We start from the raw sequence: 21,336 nt of genomic DNA, 5'->3' as shown, positions 1-21,336 counted from the left end.
CGGAATAGGCGTCACCGGCACTCGGGCCGGACTTCAGGAAGCGTGCTCCACCGGGGTGAAGTCGGGCACATGGGTCTTGATCGCGCCGAGCAGTTCTTCCTTGCTGAAGGGCTTGGTGAGGTACTGATCGGAACCGACGATGCGACCCTTGGCCTTGTCGAACAGGCCGTCCTTGGAGGACAGCATGATCACCGGCGTGGATTTGAATGCACTGTTGTTCTTGATCAGGGCGCAGGTCTGATAGCCATCCAGGCGCGGCATCATGATGTCGACGAAGATGATGCTCGGATGGGTATCGGCGATCTTGGCCAGCGCGTCGAAGCCGTCGATGGCTGTAATGACATCGCAGCCGACTTTCTTCAGCAGGGTTTCAGCCGTGCGACGAATCGTCTTGGAATCGTCGATCACCATTACTTTCAAACCGTCGGAATGCTGTTCCATGTTCGCCCTTACCATCTCGGTGAGTCGTTTTTCCGCTTTTTATTTCAGTGCGCGAGCGCCCTGCCACCGTCGGGCTGCGACCCAATCGTGGGAACCTTTTACCACAATCGTCAGAATCTTTACCACGCCCAGCAAATTCAGGCCATAAGACCCCGAACGCGCAGGCTTTTTCCTTGACCGAGCGCACATCCAGCGCCACCCTGAGCGTCCATTTTCAGCCTTTGCGGCGCGGCTCCGAGTCGCAGCCCCAAGCCGACGAATTCCCCCAGGAGGACATCCCATGAGCGTACGCCTCGGGATCGTGATGGACCCCATCGCGCAGATCAGTTTCAAGAAGGACAGCTCGCTGGCCATGTTGCTGGCCGCCCAGGCCCGTGGCTGGCAGCTCTTCTATATGGAACAGCAGGATCTTTACCAGAAAGAGAACGTCGCCCGCGGTCGCATGCGCCCGCTCAAGGTGTTCTACGACCCGGCCCACTGGTTCGAACTGGAGGACGAAGTCGACCAGCCGCTGTCGGACCTGGACGTGATCCTGATGCGCAAGGACCCGCCCTTCGACAACGAATTCGTCTACTCCACCTACCTGCTGGAACAGGCCGAAACCGCCGGCACGCTCATCGTCAACAAGCCGCAGAGCCTGCGTGACTGCAACGAGAAGTACTTTGCCACCCTCTTCCCGCAGTGCGCGCCGCCGACGGTGGTGAGCCGCCGGTCCGACATTCTCCGCGAATTCGCCGCGGAGCATCGTGACATCATTCTCAAACCCCTGGATGGCATGGGCGGATCGATGATCTTCCGCCACCGCGAGGGCGACCCGAACCTCTCGGTGATCCTCGAGACCCTGACCCGCCACGGCCAGGAGCAGGTCATGGCGCAGCGCTACCTGCCGGCCATCAAGGACGGCGACAAGCGCATCCTGATGATCGACGGCGAACCGGTGGAATACTGCCTGGCGCGCATCCCCGCCCGGGGCGAGACCCGCGGCAACCTGGCTGCCGGCGGTCGTGGCGTGGCCCAGCCGCTGACTGAACGCGACCGCTGGATCGCCGCCCAGGTCGGCCCGGAGCTGCGCAAGCGCGGCCTGCTGTTCGTCGGCCTCGACGTGATCGGCGAGAACCTCACCGAGATCAACGTCACCAGCCCGACCTGCATCCGCGAGATCGATGCGGCCTACGACACACGCATCGGTGAGAGACTGATGGCAGTCATCGACGAAAAGCTCAAGGCGCGCAGTGCGTCATAGACTTTTATAAGCCTCGTCGGCAGACTTCCGCCCCACCCTGGCCCGTGCGACCCGCAATGAACGCTGCAACCCATCAAGACTTCCCCGTGTCCTCCGGCGTACGTCCGGCGGACCGTCTGGGTTTCACCCTGTTCATTGCGGCCATCCTGCACGTCGCCGTGCTGCTCGGCGTGGGCTTCACCATGCCCATGCCCAGCCAGCTGAGCAAGACGCTGGAAATCACCCTGGCCAGCTTCAAGAGCGACAAGGCGCCCGAGAAGGCGGACTACCTCGCGCAGATGAACCAGCAGGGCAGCGGCACCCTGGAACACAAGGCGATCCCCAAGACCACCGAGCAGGCGCCGTTCCAGGACACCGAAGTCAAGAAGGTCTCCCCGCCGGCCACCCCGCGTCAGGCCAAGAGCCCGGAAGCGCCCAAGGCCGCCGTCGCCACCCGCACCCCGCGCCCGGACAAGGTGCAGACCAAGCAGCAGACGCCCAAGGCCGAGACCGTCGCCAAGCCGGCGCCGCAGTTCGACTCCAGCCAGTTGTCGGCGGAAATCTCCAGCCTCGAGGCCGACCTCGCCCGCGAGCAGCAGGCCTACGCCAAGCGCCCGCGCATCCACCGCCTGAGCGCCGCCTCGACCATGCGCGACAAGGGCGCCTGGTACAAGGAAGAGTGGCGCAAGAAGATCGAGCGCATCGGTAACCTCAACTACCCCGACGAAGCCCGCCGTCAGCGCATCTACGGCAGCCTGCGGCTGCTGGTGTCGATCAACCGCGACGGCTCGCTGTACGAAGTGCAGGTGCTGGAATCCTCCGGCCAGCCCACGCTCGACCAGGCCGCCCAGCGCATCGTGCGCCTGGCCGCGCCCTTCGCGCCGTTCTCCGGCGACCTGAACGACATCGACCGCCTGGAAATCATCCGCACCTGGCGCTTCGAGCGCGGCGACCGCCTGTCCAGCAACTGAGCCGGCGCCCGAAGCGTCTACTCACGCTTTCAAGTCTTGTCCCTTTGGCCCCCAGGCCTGAAACTAGCCGGCATGAAAAGCACAGCCGCCAGCTACCTCAAGCACCATTTCCTGATCGCCATGCCGCACATGGCGGACTCCAACTTTGCCCAGACAGTCACCTACCTCGTGGAACACAACGAGCAAGGCGCCATGGGCCTGATCATCAATCGCCCCAGCGGCCTGAGCCTCGCCGACGTACTCGAACAACTGCGTCCGGACGAACTGCCGCCGGTACGCTGCCAGGGCATGACCATCTATAACGGCGGCCCGGTGCAGACCGACCGCGGCTTCGTCCTGCACCCCGCCGGGCGCAGCTTCCAGGCCACCCTGGAACTGGGCGAACTGTCGCTGTCCACCTCCCAGGACGTGCTGTTCGCCATCGCCGATGGCAGCGGTCCCGCGCAGCACCTGATCACCCTCGGCTACGCCGGCTGGGAAGCCGGCCAGCTGGAAGCCGAACTGGCCGACAACGCCTGGCTGACCTGCCCCGCCGACCCGGCGGTGCTCTTCGAGGTACCGGCCGAGCAGCGCCTGTCGGCGGCCGCCGAGCGCCTGGGGGTCAACCTCAGCCTGCTCACCGCCCAGGCCGGGCACGCCTGATGAGCAGCAAACCCCTGCGCCTGCTCCTGGGCTTCGACTACGGCACCAAGCAGATCGGCGTCGCCGTCGGCCAGGCCATCACCGGCCAGGCCCGCGAACTGTGCGTGCTCAAGGCACAGAACGGCGTGCCGGACTGGAACCGCGTCGAAGCGCTGATCAAGGAATGGCAGCCCGACGCCATCGTCGTCGGCCTGCCGCTGAACATGGACGGCACCCCCAGCGACATGAGCGAGCGCGCCGAGAAATTCGCCCGCCGCCTGCACGGCCGCTACAACCTGCCGGTGCACACCCACGACGAACGCCTGACCACTTACGCCGCCAAGGGCGAGCGCCTGGCCCAGGGCCAGCGCGACGGTTACCGCGAGCGCCCGGTGGACGCCCTGGCCGCCGCCCTGCTGCTGGAGGGCTGGCTGGCCGACAACGCCCCCGCCTGAACCCTGGCCCCTGCCTGCCGTGGCCGCAGCGTCCTTGACCTGAGGCAGCGCCAGCGCGGCGAAAGCCACTAAGCTTGGCGGACCACTCCTCGCGGAAGCGGTCCGCCCCGATGGCCGCCCGCCCCGGGTGGCCTCGCCAACCGAACCGGAGACGTCATGACCCTGCCCAGCCCCGCCGAACTCATCCCCCGCATGGCTACCGACCTGCGCAACTACCTGGCGCAGCGCGGGATCGATTCGCCACGCTTCGTCGGCATCCATACCGGCGGCATCTGGGTCGCCCAGGAACTGCTCAAGGCACTGGGCAGCGACGAGATCCTCGGCATCCTCGACGTGTCCTTCTACCGCGACGATTTCAGCCGCAACGGGCTGCACCCGCAGGTCCGTCCGTCGGAACTGCCCTTCGAGATCGACGGCCAGCACCTGGTCCTGGTGGACGACGTGCTGATGAGCGGCCGGACCATCCGCGCCGCGCTCAATGAGCTGTTCGACTACGGTCGCCCGGCCAGCGTGACCCTGGTCAGCCTGGTCGACCTGAACAAGCGCGAGCTGCCCATCCGCCCGGATATCGTCGGCGAAACCCTGTCCCTGGCACCCAACGAGCGGGTAAAATTGCGCGGTCCCGCACCACTCGTCCTCGAGCGCACGCTTCTCAGCACGGCGCTGTAACTCCGCGCGCCCGGACCTCCACCCCCAACTTTCAGGGCCTGCCACATGCCGACCGACGCCAAGCGCCCGCTGCAGCTCAACGACCTGGGCCAGCTGCGCCACTTCCTCTCGCTCGACGGGTTGTCCCGCGAACTGCTGACTGAAATCCTCGATACCGCCGACTCCTTCCTCGAAGTCGGCGCCCGCGCGGTGAAGAAAGTCCCGCTGCTGCGCGGCAAGACCGTGTGCAACGTGTTCTTCGAGAACTCCACGCGCACCCGCACCACCTTCGAGCTGGCAGCGCAGCGCCTGTCCGCCGACGTCATCTCGCTGAACGTGTCGACCTCCTCGACCAGCAAGGGCGAGACGCTCACCGACACCCTGCGCAACCTCGAGGCCATGGCCGCCGACATGTTCGTCGTGCGCCACAGCGACTCGGGCGCCGCGCACTTCATCGCCGAGCACGTCAGCCCCAACGTCGCCGTGATCAACGGCGGCGACGGCCGCCACGGCCACCCGACCCAGGGCATGCTCGACATGCTCACCATCCGCCGCCACAAGGGCAGCTTCGAGAACCTCTCGGTGGCCATCGTCGGCGACATCCTGCACTCGCGGGTGGCGCGCTCGGACATGCTGGCGCTGAAAACCCTCGGCTGCCCGGACATCCGCGTGATCGCCCCACGCACCCTGCTGCCGGTGGGCCTGGAAGAGCAGTACGGGGTGAAGGTGTTCACCGACGCCAACGAAGGCCTGAAGGACGTCGACGTGGTGATCATGCTGCGCCTGCAGCGCGAGCGCATGGCTGGCGGCCTGCTGCCCAGCGAAGGCGAGTTCTTCAAGCTCTACGGCCTGACCCAGAAGCGCCTGCAGCTGGCCAAGCCCGACGCCATCGTCATGCACCCCGGCCCGATCAACCGCGGCGTGGAGATCGACTCGGCCGTGGCCGACGGTGAACAGTCGGTGATCCTCAACCAGGTCACCTACGGCATCGCCATCCGCATGGCCGTGCTGTCCATGGCCATGAGCGGCCAGAACGCCCAACGCCAGCTGGAACAGGAGGACGCGCAATGACCGTCAGTATTCGTGGCGCCCACCTGATCGACCCGGCCAGCGGCCTGGACAAGGTCTGCGACCTGCACATCGAGGCCGGCCGCATCGTCGCCATCGGCGACGCCCCGCAAGGCTTCCACGCCGCCCAGGAAATCGACGCCGCCGGCCTCGTCGCCGCGCCCGGCCTGGTGGACCTGAGCGTCGCCCTGCGCGAGCCGGGCTACAGCCGCAAGGGCAGCATCGAGAGCGAAACCCGCGCCGCCGCCGCCGGTGGTGTCACCAGCCTGTGCTTCCCGCCGCAGACCAAACCGGTGCTGGACACCTCCGCCGTCGCCGAGCTGATCCTCGACCGCGCCCGCGAAGCCGGCAACGCCAAGGTGTTCCCCATCGGTGCGCTGACCAAGGGGCTCGCCGGCGAGCAGCTCTCCGAACTGGTCGCCCTGCGCGACGCCGGCTGCGTGGCCTTCACCAACGGCCTGGCGCCGATGGCGAGCAACCGCGTGCTGCTGCGTTCACTGGAGTACGCGGCGACCTTCGACCTGACCGTGGTGTTCACCTCCCAGGACGCCGAACTGGCGGCCGACGGCATCGCCCACGAAGGCCCGACCGCCAGCTTCCGCGGCCTGGCCGGTATCCCGGAAACCGCCGAGACCGTGGCCCTGGCCCGCAACCTGCTGCTGGTCGAGCAGTCCGGCGTACGCGCGCACTTCAGCCAGCTGACCAGTGCCCGTGGCGTCGAAATGATCGCCCAGGCCCAGGCCCGCGGCCTGCCGGTCACCGCCGACGTGGCGCTGTACCAGCTGATCCTCACCGACGAGGCACTGGCGGACTTCTCCAGCCTGTACCACGTGCAGCCGCCGCTGCGCTCGCACAAGGACCGCGACGCCCTGCGCGAAGCGGTGAAGAGCGGCGTGATCCAGGCCATCGCCAGCCACCACCAGCCCCACGAGGCCGACGCGAAGAACGCCCCGTTCGCCGCGACCGACCCGGGCATCAGCAGCGTCGAACTGCTGCTGCCGCTGGCCATGACCCTGGTGCAGGACGGCCTGCTCGACCTGCCGACCCTGATCGCGCGCCTCTCCAGCGGCCCGGCCGCCGCCCTGCGCCTGCCGGCCGGCAAGCTGGCAGTGGGTGCCGCGGCAGACGTGGTGCTGTTCGAAGCCGACGGCCAGACCCTGGCGGGCGAGACCTGGCTCTCCCGCGGCCAGAACTGCCCGTTCCTCGGCCACTGCCTGCCGGGCGTGGTGCGCTGCACCCTGGTGGACGGGCATATCGTCCACGCGGTGTAACGCTTCGCTGCTCCATGAAAAAGCCCGCCGAATGGCGGGCTTTTTCATGCCCATTGTAGGAGCGAGCTTGCTCGCGACCCCGTACAACTCCGATGCTCGGTATGTTCGCGAGCAAGCTCGCTCCTACGAAAAGCCCGCAGGCGCCGGGATTCAGATCATCGCCAGAGCCTTGGCCAGGTCGGCCCGCAGGTCTTCCACGTCCTCCACGCCCACCGACAGGCGAATCAGCGAATCGCCGATGCCCAGCGCCGCGCGGTTCTCTGGCGGGATGCTGGCGTGGGTCATGATCGCCGGGTGTTCGATCAGGCTTTCCACGCCGCCCAGGCTTTCCGCCAGGGCAAACAGCTGGACGTTCTCCAGGAAGCGCCGCGAGCCAGCGAGGTCGGTATCCAGGTCCAGCGAGATCATCCCGCCAAAGCCCTTCATCTGCGTGCGCGCCAGCTCGTGCTGCGGGTGCGACGGCAGGCCGGGGTAATAGACGCGCTTCACCTGCGGCTGCTGTTCCAGCCATTTCGCCAGCTCCAGGGCATTGGCGCAGTGGCGCTCCATGCGCAGGGCCAGGGTCTTCACCCCGCGCAGGGTGAGGAAGGCGTCGAACGGGCCGGCAATGGCACCCACCGAGTTCTGCAGGAAGCCCAGGCGCTCGGCGAGGTCGGGGTTGTCGCCGACGATGGCGATGCCGCCGATGACGTCGGAGTGGCCATTGAGGTACTTGGTGGTGGAGTGCACGACGATGTCGAAGCCCAGGTCCAGCGGGCGCTGCACGTAGGGGCTGGCGAAGGTGTTGTCGGCCACGCAGAGGATGCCGCGCGCGCGGCAGGTGCGGGCGATGGCGGCCAGGTCGGTCAGGCGCAGCAGCGGGTTGCTCGGGGTTTCCACCCAGACCATGCGCGTCTTGTCGGTCAGCGCCGCTTCCAGCGCACCGGGCTGGGCCAGGTCGGCGAAGTGGAAGTCATGCCCGGCGCTGCGCCGGCGCACCCGCTCGAACAGGCGGAAGGTACCGCCGTACAGGTCGTTGCCGGAGACGATGTGCGAGCCGGCATCGAGGAGTTCCAGCACCGCCGAGATCGCCGCCAGCCCCGAGGCGAAGGCAAACGCCTTGCTGCCGCCCTCCAGGTCCGCCACGCAACGCTCCAGCGCCCAGCGCGTGGGGTTGTGCGAGCGGCCGTAGTCGAGCCCCTTGTGCACGCCGGGGCTTTCCTGGCGGTAGGTGGAGTTGGCGTAGATCGGCGGCATGATCGCCCCGGTGGACGGGTCCGGCTCCTGCCCGGCGTGGATCACGCGGGTGGCGAAACCGAGGCGGTCGTCGTGCTGGCTCATGGGAGGGTCCTCCGCAAGTGGTTGAGCAGGTCGAATCTTGTGATCAGGCCGTGGAAGCCCGAGGCGTCGGCGATGATCGCCACCAGGCCGCGCCCGAGCACCGCTTCCAGTTCGGCGAGGCTGGCGCCGGGGGCGAGGGTTTCCGGGGCGTCGCTCATGGCGCTGGAGACTTCGCAGCGGTAGTGCGCCGGGTCGTCATGCACGCCCATGAGGATGTCGGACTCGTCGATCACGCCCACCAGGCGCTTGCCGTCGAGCACGGGGAGTTGGGAGATGTCCGCCAGGCGCATGCGCTGGAAGGCGGTGAGCAGGGTGTCGCCGGGACCGACGCTGACTACCCGGCCTTCCTCGAAGCGCCGCGCGATGATGTCGCGCAGGTCACCGTAGCGCTTGCGCTGCAGCAGGCCCTGGTCGGTCATCCACTGGTCGTTGTAGATCTTCGACAGGTAGCGCGTGCCGGTGTCGCAGACCAGGCTGACCACGCGCCTGGGCTCCGTCTGCTCGCGGCAGAAGCGCAGCGCGGCGGCCAGTAGCGTGCCGGTGGACGAACCGGCGGCGATGCCTTCGTTGCGCAACAGCTCGCGGGCCGTGGCGAAGCTTTCCTCATCGCTGATCGAGTAGGCGTGGCGCACGCTGGAGAGATCGGCAATCGACGGCACGAAGTCTTCGCCGATACCCTCCACCGCCCAGGAGCCGGGCGTACCGATGGCGCCGGAGCGCGAGTACTCGGCCATGATCGAGCCCACCGGGTCGGCCAGGACCATTTCCAGCTCGGGCTGGACCTTCTGGAAGAAGCGCGTGAGACCGGTGAGGGTGCCGGCGGAGCCGACTCCGACCACCACAGCGTCGAGGTCGTGGCCGGTCTGCGCCCAGATTTCCGGGCCAGTGCCGGTCTCGTGGGCCAGCGGGTTGGCGGGGTTGTTGAACTGGTCGGCGAAGAAGGCATCGGGCAGGTCCTGCGCCAGCCGCGCCGCGACGTCCTGGTAATACTCGGGGTGACCCTTGCCGACGTCCGAACGGGTGATGTGCACCTCGGCGCCCATGGCGCGCAGGTGCAGGACCTTCTCGGTGGACATCTTGTCCGGCACCACCAGCACCACCCGGTAGCCCTTGGCGCGACCCACCAGCGCCAGGCCCAGGCCGGTGTTGCCGGCGGTGGCTTCGACTATCACGCCGCCGGGCTTGAGCCGGCCGTCGCGCTCGGCGGCCTCGATCATGGCGACGCCGATGCGGTCCTTGATGGAGCCGCCGGGGTTCTGCGATTCGAGCTTGAGGAACAGGGTGCAAAGTCCGGTATCGAAGCGCGTCACGCGGACCATGGGGGTATTGCCGATCAGGTCGAGTACGGCAGGGCGGGATTCGTTGCTCATGGCAGCCACTCCTTCTGCGGCGCCATGGGGATCGCCCGACGGCGCCTGCTACTGTCCTCCTGACCTTAGGCGGGCGGCACAGGTCGCGCCAGGCGGCACGACGAAAGACGGCGGATTGGCTTTTCGCAGGAGCGGACTGCGTCCGCGACAGGTGCGCATCGCGCTGGCGGTCATCGCGGACAGAGTCCGCTCCTGCGGGGAGTGAGCAGGGATCAAATGCGCTGCGGGCCGTTGCGCTCGGATATCTGGCTGTTCAGCGTCCAGAAGTCGTACAGCACGCCGACGAAGAACAGGCCGCCAGTGAGAAGGTAGAGGATGCCGGTGAGCCACTTGCCCATGTACATGCGGTGTACGCCGAACAAGCCGAGGAAGGTCAGCAGGATCCAGGCGACGTTGTAGTCCACGCCACCGGCGCGGAAGCGCTGGTCGGCCGCGTCATCCATGGACGGGATGAGGAACAGGTCGATGATCCAGCCGATGAAGAACAGGCCGAGGGTGAAGAACCAGATGGTGCCGGTGATCGGCTTGCCGTAATAAAAGCGGTGCGAGCCGGTGAAGCCGAAGATCCACAACAGGTAGCCAATGACCTTGCTGTGGGTGTCAGGGTTGGCGGACATGCCTTTCTCCCGTTGCGTGACAAGACCCTCAGCATAAACGAAAAGCCCGCACGGGGCGGGCTTCTCAAGCGGCACGAGTCAGCGGAAACGGCGACTGGGGTCGTCGTCGTTCAGCTCCAGGGTCAGGCCCTGGGTCATGCTGCTCAGGTGGTCGGCGTCGGTCTCCGAACCCAGCTTGATCATCAGGCGCAGGTCGTTCGCCGAGTCGGCGTAGGCCAGCGCATCTTCGTAGGTGATCTCGCCCTGGACGTAGAGCTGGTAAAGCGCCTGGTCGAAGGTCTGCATGCCCTGCTCGGTGGAGCGCTTCATCAGCGGCTTGAGCTCGTGGACCTCGCCCTTGCGGATCAGGTCGGCGGCCAGCGGGGTGTTCAGCAGCACTTCGATCACCGCGCGGCGGCCCTTGCCGTCCGGGGTCGGCACCAGCTGCTGGGCGACGATGGCCTTGAGGTTCAGCGAGAGGTCCATCCACACCTGGCCATGCCGGTCGGCCGGGAAGAAGTGGATGATCCGCTCCAGCGCCTGGTTGGCGTTGTTGGCGTGCAGGGTCGCCAGGCACAGGTGGCCGGTTTCGGCGAAGGCCACGGCGTGGTCCATGGTCTCGCGCGAGCGCACCTCGCCGATCATGATCACGTCCGGCGCCTGGCGCAGGGTGTTCTTCAGCGCCACCTCGAAGGTATCGGTATCCAGGCCCACCTCACGCTGGGTGACGATGCAGCCCTGGTGTTGGTGGATGTACTCGATGGGGTCTTCGATGGAGATGATGTGGCCGGTGGAGTTCTTGTTGCGGTAGCCGATCATCGCCGCCAGCGAGGTGGATTTGCCGGTTCCGGTGGCGCCGACGAAGATCACCAGGCCGCGCTTGGTCATCGCCAGCTTCTTGAGGATTTCCGGCAGCTTCAGGTCGTCGATGGTCGGGATGTTGGTCTCGATACGGCGCAGCACCATGCCCACCAGGTTGCGCTGGTAGAAGGCACTGACACGGAAGCGGCCAACGCCGCGGGCGCTGATGGCGAAGTTGCACTCGTGGTTCTCGGCGAAGTCGCGGCGCTGCTGCTCGTTCATCACCGACAGCACGGTCTCGCGGGTCTGCTCCGGCGACAGCGCGGTCTTGGTGACCGGCAGCACCTTGCCGTTGACCTTCATCGAAGGCGGCACGCCCGCCGTGATGAACAGGTCGGAGGCTCCCTTTTCCACCATCAGGCGCAACAGCTTCTCGAATTCCATGATCTTTCTCGCCGAGTTCACGCTGACTACGACAGGGCTGTCGGATCACGAAGCGGGTGCGTGTGGCGCGCTCCGTGCGCCGGGCCGCAGGGGCCCGGTGGGATTAGAAGTTTTCCGGGATCTTGGCTTTTTCTTTCGCCGCGTCACGGGTGACCAGGCCCTTGGCGACCAGGCCCTTGAGGCACATGTCGAGGGTCTGCATGCCCAGCGCGCCGCCGGTCTGGATGGCGGAGTACATCTGCGCGACCTTGTCCTCGCGGATCAGGTTACGGATCGCCGGGGTGCCGATCATGATCTCGTGGGCCGCGACCCGACCGCCACCGATCTTCTTCAGCAGGGTCTGGGAAATCACCGCCTGCAGGGATTCGGAGAGCATGGAGCGGACCATGGATTTCTCTTCGGCGGGGAACACGTCGACGATACGGTCGATGGTCTTGGCCGCGGAGGTGGTGTGCAGGGTGCCGAACACCAGGTGACCGGTTTCCGCGGCGGTCAGCGCCAGGCGGATGGTCTCCAGGTCACGCATCTCGCCCACCAGGATGATGTCCGGGTCTTCACGCAGGGCCGAGCGCAGGGCCTCGTTGAAGCCGAGGGTGTCGCGGTGCACCTCACGCTGGTTGACCAGGCACTTCTTCGATTCGTGGACGAATTCGATGGGGTCTTCGACGGTGAGGATGTGGCTGTACTTGGTGTTGTTCAGGTAGTCGAGCATCGCTGCCAGCGAGGTGGACTTGCCCGAACCGGTGGGGCCGGTGACCAGCACCAGGCCGCGCGGCACGTCGGAGACGCGCTTGAAGACCTCGCCCATTCCCAGGTCTTCCATGGTCAGCACCTTGGAGGGAATGGTCCGGAACACGGCGCCGGCGCCGCGGTTCTGGTTGAAGGCGTTGACCCGGAAACGCGCAACCCCCGGGACTTCGAAGGAGAAGTCGGTTTCCAGGAATTCTTCGAAATCCTTGCGCTGCTTGTCGTTCATGATGTCGTAGATCAGCGCGTGAACCTGCTTGTGCTCCAGCGGCGGCAGGTTGATGCGGCGAACATCGCCGTCGACGCGGATCATCGGCGGCAGACCGGCCGAGAGGTGCAGGTCCGAAGCGCCCTGCTTGGCGCTGAAGGCGAGCAGCTCGGTAATATCCATGGGACTCCCCAATCAAGAGCAAGCAGGTAGAATGCCGCAGAACACGCAGCAGCCAGGCGGAAAAGCGACGGTAATGTCCACGATAGCAGAGAATATTGCAAAGGTTCGCGTACGAATCCGTGAGGCGGAACAAGCGAAAAATCGCACGCCTGAGTCGGTGCAGTTGCTTGCCGTGAGCAAGACCAAACCCGCCGCCGCGATTCGCGAAGCGTTTGCCTGCGGCCTGGCCGATTTCGGTGAGAACTACCTGCAGGAAGCGCTGCTCAAGCAGGCCGAGCTGGCCGACCTGCCGCTGACCTGGCATTTCATCGGCCCCATCCAGTCGAACAAGACCCGACCGATCGCCGAGCACTTCGACTGGGTGCACTCGGTGGACCGCCTGAAGGTCGCCCAGCGCCTCTCCGAGCAGCGCCCGGCGAACCTGCCGCCGCTGAATGTGCTGCTGCAGGTGAATGTCAGCGGCGAGGACAGCAAGTCCGGCTGCTCCCCTGCCGAACTGCCCACCCTCGCCCAGGCCGTGGCGCAACTGCCCCACCTGAAACTGCGCGGCCTGATGGCCATCCCCGAGCCCACCGAGGACGTCGCCGCGCAGCACGCCGCGTTCGCTCGCCTGCGCGAGCTGATGCAAGCCCTGAATCTCGGCCTGGACACCCTGTCCATGGGCATGAGCCACGACCTCGAAGCCGCCATCGGCGAAGGCGCCACCTGGGTGCGGATCGGTACCGCCCTGTTCGGTGCCCGCGACTACGGCGCCTCCCACTAATTAAAGGAAGAGACTTCATGAGCAGCACCCGCATTGCCTTCATCGGCGCCGGCAACATGGCCGCCAGTCTCATCGGTGGCCTGCGCGCCAAGGGCGTCGCCGCGAGCGACATCCGCGCCAGCGATCCAGGCGCCGAGCAGCGCGCGAAGATCGCCGCCGAACACGGCATCGAAGTGGTCGGCGACAACGCCAGCGCCGTGGCCGGCGCCGACGTGGTGGTCCTGGCGGTCAAACCGCAGGTCATGAAGGATGTCTGCCTGGCGTTGGCGCCGGCGCTGACCGAGAACGCCCTGATCGTCTCCATCGCCGCCGGCATTCCCTGCGCCAGCCTCGAACGCTGGCTGGGCGAGGTGAACGGCCAGCCGCGCGCCATCGTCCGCTGCATGCCCAACACCCCGGCGCTGGTTGGCCTTGGCGCCAGCGGCCTGTACCCCAACGCCAGCGTCAGCAGCGCCCAGCGCGAGCAGGCGCAGCAACTGCTGAGCGCCGTGGGCATCGCCCTGTGGCTGGACGAGGAGCGTCAGATCGACGCGGTCACCGCCGTCTCCGGCAGTGGCCCGGCGTACTTCTTCCTGCTGATGGAAGCCATGACCGCCGCCGGCGAGAAACTCGGCCTGTCCCGCGAAGTCGCCGGTCAGCTGGCCCGCCAGACCGCCCTGGGCGCCGCGCAGATGGCCACCAGCAGCGATGTCGACCCGGCCGAACTGCGCCGCCGCGTGACCTCGCCCAAGGGCACCACCGAAGCAGCCATCACCACCTTCCAGGCCAACGGCTTCGAGGCGCTGGTGGAAAAGGCGGTAAACGCCGCCGACCACCGCTCCGCCGAGCTGGCCGAACAACTGGGCCGCTGATTGCCGTGTCGCAGGCGACCAGGGACGGCCGCCCCGCTCCCGCCGCTGAAGGACAACCCCTGATCGCCAGGCGGGGTTGAATTTGCACGCGACGAAACACACTTACAGGCGACCGGCGACGATGAATTCCCTAGAGTATGGCGTGACAGCGCCGTCGTTGACCGACCGCCCGATTCGCCCGGCCCTGCGCGCCGGCGCCCAACGTTCACCAAGGACCGCCCAATGACCGGACTTTCCACAGCCGCCATCTATGTGATCCAGACACTTGGCAGCCTGTACCTGCTGATCGTGCTGCTGCGCTTCATCCTGCAGCTGGTCCGCGCCGACTTCTACAACCCGCTCAGCCAGTTCATCGTGCGCGCCACCAAGCCGCTGCTGAACCCGCTGCGCCGCGTCATCCCCGGTTTCGGCGGCATCGACTTCGCCTCGCTGGTGCTGGCCATCCTGATCCAGCTGGTGCTGATGGTCGTCACCCTCACCCTGATGGGCTACGGCGTCGGCGGCTACATCCTGCAACTGCTGGTGTGGTCGATCATCGCGGTGACCTCGCTGTTCCTGAAGATCTTCTTCTTCGCCCTGATCATCAGCGTGATCCTCTCCTGGGTCGCCCCGGGCAGCTACAACCCCGGCGCCCAGCTGGTGAACCAGATCTGCGAGCCGTTCCTGGCACCCTTCCGCAAGCTGCTGCCAAACCTCGGCGGCCTGGATATCTCGCCGATCTTCGCGTTCATCGCGTTGAAGCTGATCGACATGCTGGTGATCGGCAACCTGGCCGCCATGACCGGGATGCCGCAAATCCTCTCGCCCTTCATGTAATCGGGCATGCCGTTCTACCACTGGGACGGCGAGGACCTGATCCTCGACTGCCACCTGCAGCCCAAGGCGAGCCGCGACGAGTTCGCCGGGCTGCACGGTGAGCGCCTGAAGATCCGTCTCACCGCGCCACCGGTCGAGGGCAAGGCCAACGCCCACCTGCTGGCCTTCCTCGGCAAGGCCTTCGGCGTGGCGAAAAGCGCAGTGAAGCTGGAAAGCGGCGAGCTGAACCGGCAGAAGCGCGTGCGCATTCCCCGTCCGACGAAACTTCCGACAGAACTGAGGATAGCCGCTCAGTAGCCTTGGCCGACCTTACGTGTAGGAATGTGCTGTAGGCCAATTGCTATTCCTACAGTCCATCGCATAATCCACGCCATCCATTCCCCGCGCAGGACGCGCCAGCCCAAGGAACGCCCGGATGAGCATGGAACGTCTCAGTCAGCAGATCGATGCCTACGTCACCTGGAAGCGCGAGCTGGTCCGCGAGATCACCCGCTATCGCAGCTGGCTGGAGCGCGCCCGGCTGAATACCCCGGAAATCGAGAACCGCCTCGAACGCACCCTGCGCCTGCTGCGCGTCGACCACATCACCCTGGCCTTCGTCGGCGAGTACTCGCGCGGCAAGACCGAGCTGATCAACAGCCTGTTCTTCGCCGGCTTCGGCCGCCGCATGCTGCCGTCCCAGGCCGGGCGCACCACCATGTGTCCCACCGAACTGTTCTTCGACCCCCGCTCCGAGCGCCCGTACATCCGCCTGCTGCCCATCGAGACCCGCGTCGCCGACGCCAGCGTCGCGCAGTTCAAGCGCATCCCGCGGCACTGGGTGAACATCCCGCTGGACACCTCGGACCCGGCGAACATGGCCGAGGCCTTCGCCCAGGTCGCGAAGACCAAGCCGTTGCCGGTGGAGCAGGCGATCCAGCTGGGCTTCCACCCGGACATGCTCGAAGCCACCGACAAGCCCGGCATCGTGCTGGTGCCGGCGTGGCGCCACGCACTGGTCAACTTCGACCACCCGCTGCTGCGCCAGGGCCTGCGCATCCTCGACACACCCGGCCTGAACGCCTTGGGCAGCGAACCGGAGCTGACCCTGTCGATGCTGCCCAGCGCGCAGTCGATCCTCTTCCTGCTGGCCGCCGACAGCGGCGTCACCGCCTCCGACATGGCCATCTGGCAGGACCACGTGCGCCAGCTCGGCGAGGACGGCCACACCTCTCTTTATGCGGTGCTGAACAAGATCGACGTGCTCTGGGACGACCTGGCTGGCGAAACCTTCGTGCAGAACGCCATCCGCCACATCCAGGACACCACCGCGCGCCAGCTGGGCATCGCCCGCGAGGATGTGCTGCCGCTGTCGGCCAAGCAGGCGCTGCTGGCCAAGGTGCGCGGCGACCGCGAACTGCTCGTGCGCAGCCAGATGGAATCCCTCGAAGACCTGCTCTGCGAGCGCATCGTCGCGCAGAAGGAGCGCCTGCTGGAGACCGCCGTGGTCGGCCAGGTGCTGGCACTGGTCAACAACAGCCAGCACAGCCTGCGTGTGCGCCTGGACAAGGTGAAGGAGCAGCAGGTGCTGCTCAACGACCAGCAGCAGGACAGCGGCCAGCTGCTGTTCGAGCTGACCGCGCGGACCAAGGACGACCACAACCTGCACCACAAGCGCCTGCTCAGCCTGAAGACCAACCAGCGCCTGCTGCGCCACCAGGGCGAGCAGCTGCGCGAGGCGGTGCGCGCCGAGCGTCTGGAACAGCACCTGAAGAAGGTCCACGACAAGCTGCGCGGCAGCTGGACCACGGTCGGCATCCACCAGGCCATCCTGCAGTTCTTCCGCACCGTGGAAGGCGACCTGGTCGCCCTCGGCCACGAAGCGGAAACCGCCAACCGCATGGTCGCGGCCATCTACCTGCGACACAACGAGGAAAACCCGCTCAATGCCCTGGACGCCCCGCAGTTCCGCGTTCAGCGCTACCTGCGCGACCTCGCCAAGCTGCAGGACAAGGCCGACCGCTTCCGCCTGCACCTGAAGACCCTGCTCACCGAGCAGCGCCTGCTGACCCGGCGCTTCTTCGCCACCGTCGCCCAGGAAGTCATCGGCCTGCACCAGCGCCTGCGCGAGGAGGCCGAGCAATGGGCCGCCGACGCCCTGATGCCATTGATGCAGTACAGCCTGGAACACAAGCAGATGCTGGAAACCCACATGCTGCGCCTCAAGGCACTCGCCCAGGAAACCCAGCAGGCACGGCAGCGCTCGCTGCTGCTGGGACGCTATACCGAGGAACTGGAACAACAGCTCAGCGAGGCCACCGACATCCTCCGCCAGCTGCGCCGCCCGGCGCCGCTGCAGCGCCAGGCCAAGGTCGTCACCCTGCCCACCTCCCAGCGCGCCTGAAAGCCGCGCCACGCCCGCCCTGCCCCTTGCCGAGCGCGCTTGCCGCAGGGGGCGGCGCTCTTTAGACTGGCCGTCCTTTTTTATTCATGAGCCGGGTCGATGCCAACAGTCTTCCCCGAAGATTCCGTCGGTCTGGTCACGCCCCAGACGCTGCAGTTCAACGAACCGCTGCCCCTGGCCTGCGGCAAGACCCTGCCCGAATACCAGCTGGTGATCGAGACCTACGGCGAGCTGAACGCCACGGCGAGCAACGCCGTGCTGATCTGCCATGCGCTCTCCGGCCACCACCACGCCGCCGGCTACCACAGCGAGGATGAGCGCAAGCCGGGCTGGTGGGACAGCTGCATCGGCCCGGGCAAGCCCATCGACACCCGCAAGTTCTTCGTCGTCGCGCTGAACAACCTGGGCGGCTGCAATGGATCCACCGGGCCGACCAGCCTCAATCCCGCCACCGGCAAGACCTATGGCGCGGATTTCCCGGTGGTCACGGTGGAAGACTGGGTCAACAGCCAGGCCCGTCTGGCCGACCGCCTCGGCATCCACAGCTGGGCCGCCATCGTCGGCGGCAGCCTGGGCGGCATGCAGGCGCTGCAGTGGACCATCAGCTACCCCGAGCGCGTGCGCCATTGCCTGTGCATTGCCAGCGCACCCAAGCTGTCGGCGCAGAACATCGCCTTCAACGAGGTCGCGCGCCAGGCCATCCTCTCGGACCCGGAGTTCTTCGGCGGGCATTTCCAGGAACACGACGTGATTCCCAAGCGCGGCCTGCGCCTGGCGCGGATGGTCGGGCACATCACCTACCTCTCCGATGACGCCATGGGCGCCAAGTTCGGCCGCGACATGAAGTCGGAGAAGCTCAACTACGACCTGCACAGCGTCGAGTTCCAGGTGGAAAGCTACCTGCGCTATCAGGGCGAGGAGTTCTCCACCCGTTTCGACGCCAACACCTACCTGCTGATGACCAAGGCGCTGGACTACTTCGACCCGGCCGCCGCCAACGGCGACGACCTCGCGCGCACCCTCGCGGGGGTGAAGGCGGACTTCTGCCTGATGTCCTTCACCACCGACTGGCGCTTTTCCCCGGCACGCTCGCGGGAGATCGTCGACGCACTGCTGGCAGCGAAGAAGAACGTCAGCTACCTGGAAATCGACGCACCGCAGGGCCACGACGCCTTCCTGATGCCGATTCCGCGCTACCTGCAAGCCTTCAGCGGTTACATGCACCGCATCAGCGTATAAGGACCACCATGCGCGCCGACCTGGAAATCATCCAAGACTGGATCCCCGCCGGCAGCCGCGTGCTCGACCTGGGCTGCGGCGACGGCGAGCTGCTCGCCTGGCTGCGCGACCACAAGCAGGTCGGCGGCTATGGCCTGGAGATCGACCCGGAAAAGATCGCCAAATGCATCGAACGCGGCGTCAACGTCATCGAACAGGACCTGGACAAGGGCCTGGGCAACTTCGCCAGCGACAGCTTCGACGTGGTGGTGATGACCCAGTCGCTGCAGGCCCTGCGCTACCCGGACAAGGTGCTGGCGGAGATGCTGCGCGTGGGCAAGACCTGCATCATCACCTTCCCCAACTTCGGTCACTGGCGCTGCCGCTGGTACCTCGCGCGCAATGGCCGCATGCCGGTGTCGGAGTTCCTTCCGTACACTTGGTACAACACGCCGAACATCCACTTCTGCACCTTCCGCGACTTCGAGGCGCTCTGCCACGAGCAGCACGCGAAGGTGCTCGACCGCCTGGCGGTGGACCACGAGCACCAGCATGGCTGGGCCTCGCGAATCTGGCCTAATCTGTTGGGTGAGATCGGCATCTACCGGATCAGCGGCGCTGGCGTGCAAGACCACCGCATCGCCGTCTGATCGCGGCTATCTGATAGAGCCCGGGAGAATCATCATGCGCCGCCTGCTTACCTTCTTCGCCTGCCTGGTCCTCGCCCTGCCCGCCTTCGCCGAACAGGTGAAGCGCCTGGGTGATCTGCAGGTGCACTACAGCGTGTTCAACTCCAGCTTCCTCCAGCCCAATGTCGCGCAAGCGGTGGGCGTGGTGCGCAGCAAGGCCCAGGGCGTGGTCAACATCGTGCCGCTGGACGCCAGCGGCAAGCCGGCCAACGTCACAGTCGCCGGCTCGGCGAAGAACCTGATGGGACAGACCGTCCCCCTGACCTTCAAGCGCGTGGTCGAGGAAGGCGCCGTCTACAACCTGGCGCAGTTCCCCATCGAAGGCCGCGAAACCCTGACCTTCTCCATCCAGGTCCAGTCCGGAAACGAAGCCCCGCAAAACTTCGATTTCATGCAGGAAATCTTCCCAGACGAATGATCAAGCTCGAACAACTGGTGCTGGCCAGTCACAACGCCGGCAAGCTCAAGGAACTCCAGGCCATGCTCGGAGCCCACGTGAAGGTGCGCTCCATCGGCGAGTTCAGCGACGTGGAACCGGAAGAGACCGGCCTGTCCTTCGTCGAGAACGCCATCCTCAAGGCCCGCAACGCCGCGCGCATCTCCGGCCTGCCGGCACTGGCCGACGACTCGGGCCTGGCGGTGGACTTCCTCGGCGGCGCGCCGGGCATCTACTCCGCGCGCTACGCCGACGGCAAGGGTGACGCGGCGAACAACGCCAAGCTGCTGGACGCCCTGAAGGACGTGCCGGACGAGCAACGCGGCGCCCAGTTCGTCAGCGTGCTGGCCCTGGTCCGCCACGCCGACGATCCGCTGCCGATCCTCTGCGAAGGCCTCTGGCACGGCAGCATCCTGCGCGAAGCCCGCGGCGAGCACGGCTTCGGTTACGACCCGCTGTTCTGGGTGCCGGAAGCCGAATGCTCCAGCGCCGAACTGGCACCGGAGCGCAAGAACCAGATCAGCCACCGCGCCCGCGCGATGGCCCTGCTGAAGCAGCGGCTGGGACTATGAGCCAGGCAGGAAGCCACGGGCTCGACGCCGGGCCGGTGGTTTCCGGCTTCCACCTGCCACCGCTGTCCGCGTACGTACACATCCCCTGGTGCGTGCGCAAATGCCCCTATTGCGACTTCAACTCCCACGCGGCTGGTCCGGAGCTGCCCGAGGACGCCTACGTCGAGGCGCTGCTGGCAGACCTGACGGCCGATCGCGGCTACATCCATGGCCGCAAACTGACCTCGATCTTCTTCGGCGGCGGCACGCCCAGCCTGTTCTCCGCCAGGGCACTGGGGCGCATCCTCGAGGGCCTGGAGCAGCAAGTCGGCTTCGAGAGCGACATCGAGATCACCCTGGAAGCCAACCCCGGGACCTTCGAGCAGGCCAAGTTCGCCGACTACCGGGCGCTGGGGATCAACCGCCTGTCCATCGGTATCCAGAGTTTCCAGGCCGAGAAGCTCAAGGCGCTGGGCCGCATCCACGATGGCGACGAAGCCGTTCGCGCTGCTGAAATGGCCCGCCGTGCCGGCTTCGACAACTTCAACCTGGACCTGATGCACGGCCTGCCGGAGCAGAGCGTCGCCGATGCCCTGGCCGACCTGCAGCAGGCCATCGACCTGGCGCCGACGCACCTGTCCTGGTACCAGCTGACCATGGAGCCGAACACGGTGTTCTGGAGCCAGCCACCGGAGCTGCCCGAGGACGACCAGCTGTGGGAAATCCAGGAAGCCGGCCAGGCGCTGCTCGCCCAGGCAGGTTATGTGCAGTACGAAACCTCGGCCTATGCCCTTGACGGCAAGCGCGCGAGGCACAATCTGAACTACTGGACCTTCGGCGACTTCCTCGGCATCGGCGCCGGCGCCCATGCCAAGCTGAGCACCCCGCAAGGCCGCATCCTGCGCACCTGGAAGACCCGCCTGCCGAAGGACTACCTGAACCCGGAGAAACCTTTCCAGGCCGGCGAACGCGACCTGGAGCCGGACGACCTGCCCTTCGAGTTCATGATGAACGCCTTGCGCCTCACCGACGGCGTACCGGCAGCCACCTTCGCCGAGCGCACCGGCCTGCCGCTGACCTTCATCGAAGAAGCCTGCCGCCAGGCACGTCAGGACGGCCTGCTGCTGGACGACCCGCAACGCCTCGCGCCCACCGAGCGCGGCCAGCTGTTCCTCAACGACCTGTTGCAGCGCTTCCTGCCTTGAGAATGCGTCGGGCGACGCTGCCGTCGCCCGCCGTGTACACTCCCCGGCGACTCTGAAT

23 protein-coding genes are annotated in these 21,336 nt (G+C 66.5%); 17 read left to right on the top strand and 6 right to left on the bottom strand.

The genetic code is table 11. The features are described 5' to 3' along the window. Positions 1-33 precede the first annotated feature (33 nt). Positions 34-441 carry a twitching motility response regulator PilG gene (gene pilG, locus J2T47_RS03420; protein ID WP_015475142.1) on the bottom strand — a complete coding sequence of 136 codons (408 nt, stop codon included), beginning with the start codon at positions 439-441 and terminating at the stop codon, positions 34-36. A gap of 280 nt (positions 442-721) precedes the next feature. Here pilG and gshB point away from each other — a divergent pair, with 280 nt between their 5' ends. The 7 genes from gshB (at position 722) to J2T47_RS03385 (ending at position 6,697) form a co-directional block, all read left to right on the top strand. Continuing rightward, on the top strand, positions 722-1,684 hold the full coding sequence (gene gshB / locus J2T47_RS03415; protein ID WP_253442405.1) for a glutathione synthase: 963 nt from the start codon (positions 722-724) through the stop codon (positions 1,682-1,684). Between the two features lie 56 nt (positions 1,685-1,740). Beyond that, complete coding sequence (locus tag J2T47_RS03410; protein ID WP_253442393.1) at positions 1,741-2,634, top strand: energy transducer TonB; 894 nt, start codon at positions 1,741-1,743, stop codon at positions 2,632-2,634. A gap of 72 nt (positions 2,635-2,706) precedes the next feature. Further along, the gene (locus J2T47_RS03405; RefSeq protein ID WP_253442389.1) at positions 2,707-3,276 is read left to right on the top strand and encodes a YqgE/AlgH family protein; all 570 of its coding nucleotides are present in this window, start codon (positions 2,707-2,709) and stop codon (positions 3,274-3,276) included. Continuing rightward, positions 3,273-3,710 (top strand): Holliday junction resolvase RuvX, encoded by a 438-nt coding sequence (gene ruvX, locus J2T47_RS03400; protein ID WP_253442713.1) that lies wholly within the window; start codon positions 3,273-3,275, stop codon positions 3,708-3,710. Before J2T47_RS03405 ends, ruvX begins: the two co-directional genes overlap by 4 nt. Positions 3,711-3,866: 156 nt before the next feature. Beyond that, entirely contained in the window at positions 3,867-4,379 is a 513-nt protein-coding gene (gene pyrR, locus J2T47_RS03395; RefSeq protein WP_253442387.1) for a bifunctional pyr operon transcriptional regulator/uracil phosphoribosyltransferase PyrR, read from the top strand. A 45-nt stretch (positions 4,380-4,424) separates the two neighbouring features. Continuing rightward, positions 4,425-5,429: an aspartate carbamoyltransferase catalytic subunit gene (locus J2T47_RS03390; protein ID WP_138519691.1), complete on the top strand. Its 1,005-nt coding sequence runs from the start codon at positions 4,425-4,427 to the stop codon at positions 5,427-5,429. Continuing rightward, positions 5,426-6,697, top strand: coding sequence for a dihydroorotase (locus J2T47_RS03385; RefSeq protein WP_253442385.1), 1,272 nt, complete (start codon positions 5,426-5,428; stop codon positions 6,695-6,697). The genes J2T47_RS03390 and J2T47_RS03385 overlap by 4 nt, the downstream gene beginning before the upstream one ends. A gap of 150 nt (positions 6,698-6,847) precedes the next feature. Here the strand turns inward: J2T47_RS03385 and J2T47_RS03380 are convergent, their stop codons facing one another. The 5 genes from J2T47_RS03380 to pilT form a co-directional block, all read right to left on the bottom strand. Continuing rightward, complete coding sequence (locus J2T47_RS03380; protein ID WP_253442382.1) at positions 6,848-8,017, bottom strand: trans-sulfuration enzyme family protein; 1,170 nt, start codon at positions 8,015-8,017, stop codon at positions 6,848-6,850. After that, the gene (locus J2T47_RS03375) at positions 8,014-9,387 is read right to left on the bottom strand and encodes a pyridoxal-phosphate dependent enzyme (protein ID WP_253442380.1); all 1,374 of its coding nucleotides are present in this window, start codon (positions 9,385-9,387) and stop codon (positions 8,014-8,016) included. Before J2T47_RS03375 ends, J2T47_RS03380 begins: the two co-directional genes overlap by 4 nt. A gap of 212 nt (positions 9,388-9,599) precedes the next feature. Next, complete coding sequence (locus tag J2T47_RS03370) at positions 9,600-10,004, bottom strand: NINE protein (protein ID WP_253442377.1); 405 nt, start codon at positions 10,002-10,004, stop codon at positions 9,600-9,602. Positions 10,005-10,082: 78 nt separating this feature from the next. Continuing rightward, positions 10,083-11,228 carry a type IV pilus ATPase PilU gene (gene pilU, locus J2T47_RS03365; RefSeq protein WP_253442375.1) on the bottom strand — a complete coding sequence of 382 codons (1,146 nt, stop codon included), beginning with the start codon at positions 11,226-11,228 and terminating at the stop codon, positions 10,083-10,085. A 103-nt stretch (positions 11,229-11,331) separates the two neighbouring features. Further along, positions 11,332-12,366 (bottom strand): type IV pilus twitching motility protein PilT, encoded by a 1,035-nt coding sequence (gene pilT / locus J2T47_RS03360; protein ID WP_253442372.1) that lies wholly within the window; start codon positions 12,364-12,366, stop codon positions 11,332-11,334. Positions 12,367-12,439: 73 nt separating this feature from the next. Here pilT and J2T47_RS03355 point away from each other — a divergent pair, with 73 nt between their 5' ends. From J2T47_RS03355 to hemW, 10 genes are all read left to right on the top strand, one after another. After that, positions 12,440-13,129, top strand: a complete 690-nt coding sequence (locus J2T47_RS03355; RefSeq protein WP_253442370.1) for a YggS family pyridoxal phosphate-dependent enzyme — start codon at positions 12,440-12,442, stop codon at positions 13,127-13,129. A 17-nt stretch (positions 13,130-13,146) separates the two neighbouring features. Further along, positions 13,147-13,980, top strand: a complete 834-nt coding sequence (proC, locus tag J2T47_RS03350) for a pyrroline-5-carboxylate reductase (RefSeq protein WP_253442367.1) — start codon at positions 13,147-13,149, stop codon at positions 13,978-13,980. A 222-nt stretch (positions 13,981-14,202) separates the two neighbouring features. Next, positions 14,203-14,796 carry a YggT family protein gene (locus J2T47_RS03345; protein WP_045212986.1) on the top strand — a complete coding sequence of 198 codons (594 nt, stop codon included), beginning with the start codon at positions 14,203-14,205 and terminating at the stop codon, positions 14,794-14,796. A gap of 6 nt (positions 14,797-14,802) precedes the next feature. Further along, positions 14,803-15,093 (top strand): DUF167 domain-containing protein, encoded by a 291-nt coding sequence (locus tag J2T47_RS03340; RefSeq protein ID WP_253442365.1) that lies wholly within the window; start codon positions 14,803-14,805, stop codon positions 15,091-15,093. Between the two features lie 118 nt (positions 15,094-15,211). Continuing rightward, positions 15,212-17,179, top strand: coding sequence for a dynamin-like GTPase family protein (locus tag J2T47_RS03335; RefSeq protein ID WP_253442363.1), 1,968 nt, complete (start codon positions 15,212-15,214; stop codon positions 17,177-17,179). A 99-nt stretch (positions 17,180-17,278) separates the two neighbouring features. Then, positions 17,279-18,418, top strand: a complete 1,140-nt coding sequence (gene metX, locus J2T47_RS03330) for a homoserine O-succinyltransferase MetX (RefSeq protein WP_081519586.1) — start codon at positions 17,279-17,281, stop codon at positions 18,416-18,418. 8 nt (positions 18,419-18,426) lie between these two features. After that, the gene (metW, locus tag J2T47_RS03325) at positions 18,427-19,047 is read left to right on the top strand and encodes a methionine biosynthesis protein MetW (RefSeq protein WP_253442361.1); all 621 of its coding nucleotides are present in this window, start codon (positions 18,427-18,429) and stop codon (positions 19,045-19,047) included. 34 nt (positions 19,048-19,081) lie between these two features. Beyond that, complete coding sequence (locus tag J2T47_RS03320; protein WP_253442359.1) at positions 19,082-19,504, top strand: DUF4426 domain-containing protein; 423 nt, start codon at positions 19,082-19,084, stop codon at positions 19,502-19,504. Beyond that, entirely contained in the window at positions 19,501-20,094 is a 594-nt protein-coding gene (rdgB, locus tag J2T47_RS03315) for an RdgB/HAM1 family non-canonical purine NTP pyrophosphatase (protein ID WP_192210406.1), read from the top strand. The genes J2T47_RS03320 and rdgB overlap by 4 nt, the downstream gene beginning before the upstream one ends. Continuing rightward, entirely contained in the window at positions 20,091-21,278 is a 1,188-nt protein-coding gene (hemW, locus tag J2T47_RS03310) for a radical SAM family heme chaperone HemW (protein WP_253442357.1), read from the top strand. The genes rdgB and hemW overlap by 4 nt, the downstream gene beginning before the upstream one ends. Positions 21,279-21,336: the final 58 nt, after the last annotated feature.

Origin of the sequence: Pseudomonas nitroreducens (assembly GCF_024170165.1) — a bacterium.
Classification (GTDB): Bacteria; Pseudomonadota; Gammaproteobacteria; order Pseudomonadales; family Pseudomonadaceae; genus Pseudomonas; species Pseudomonas nitroreducens_C.
This window is presented reverse-complemented; position numbering and strand designations above follow the sequence as displayed.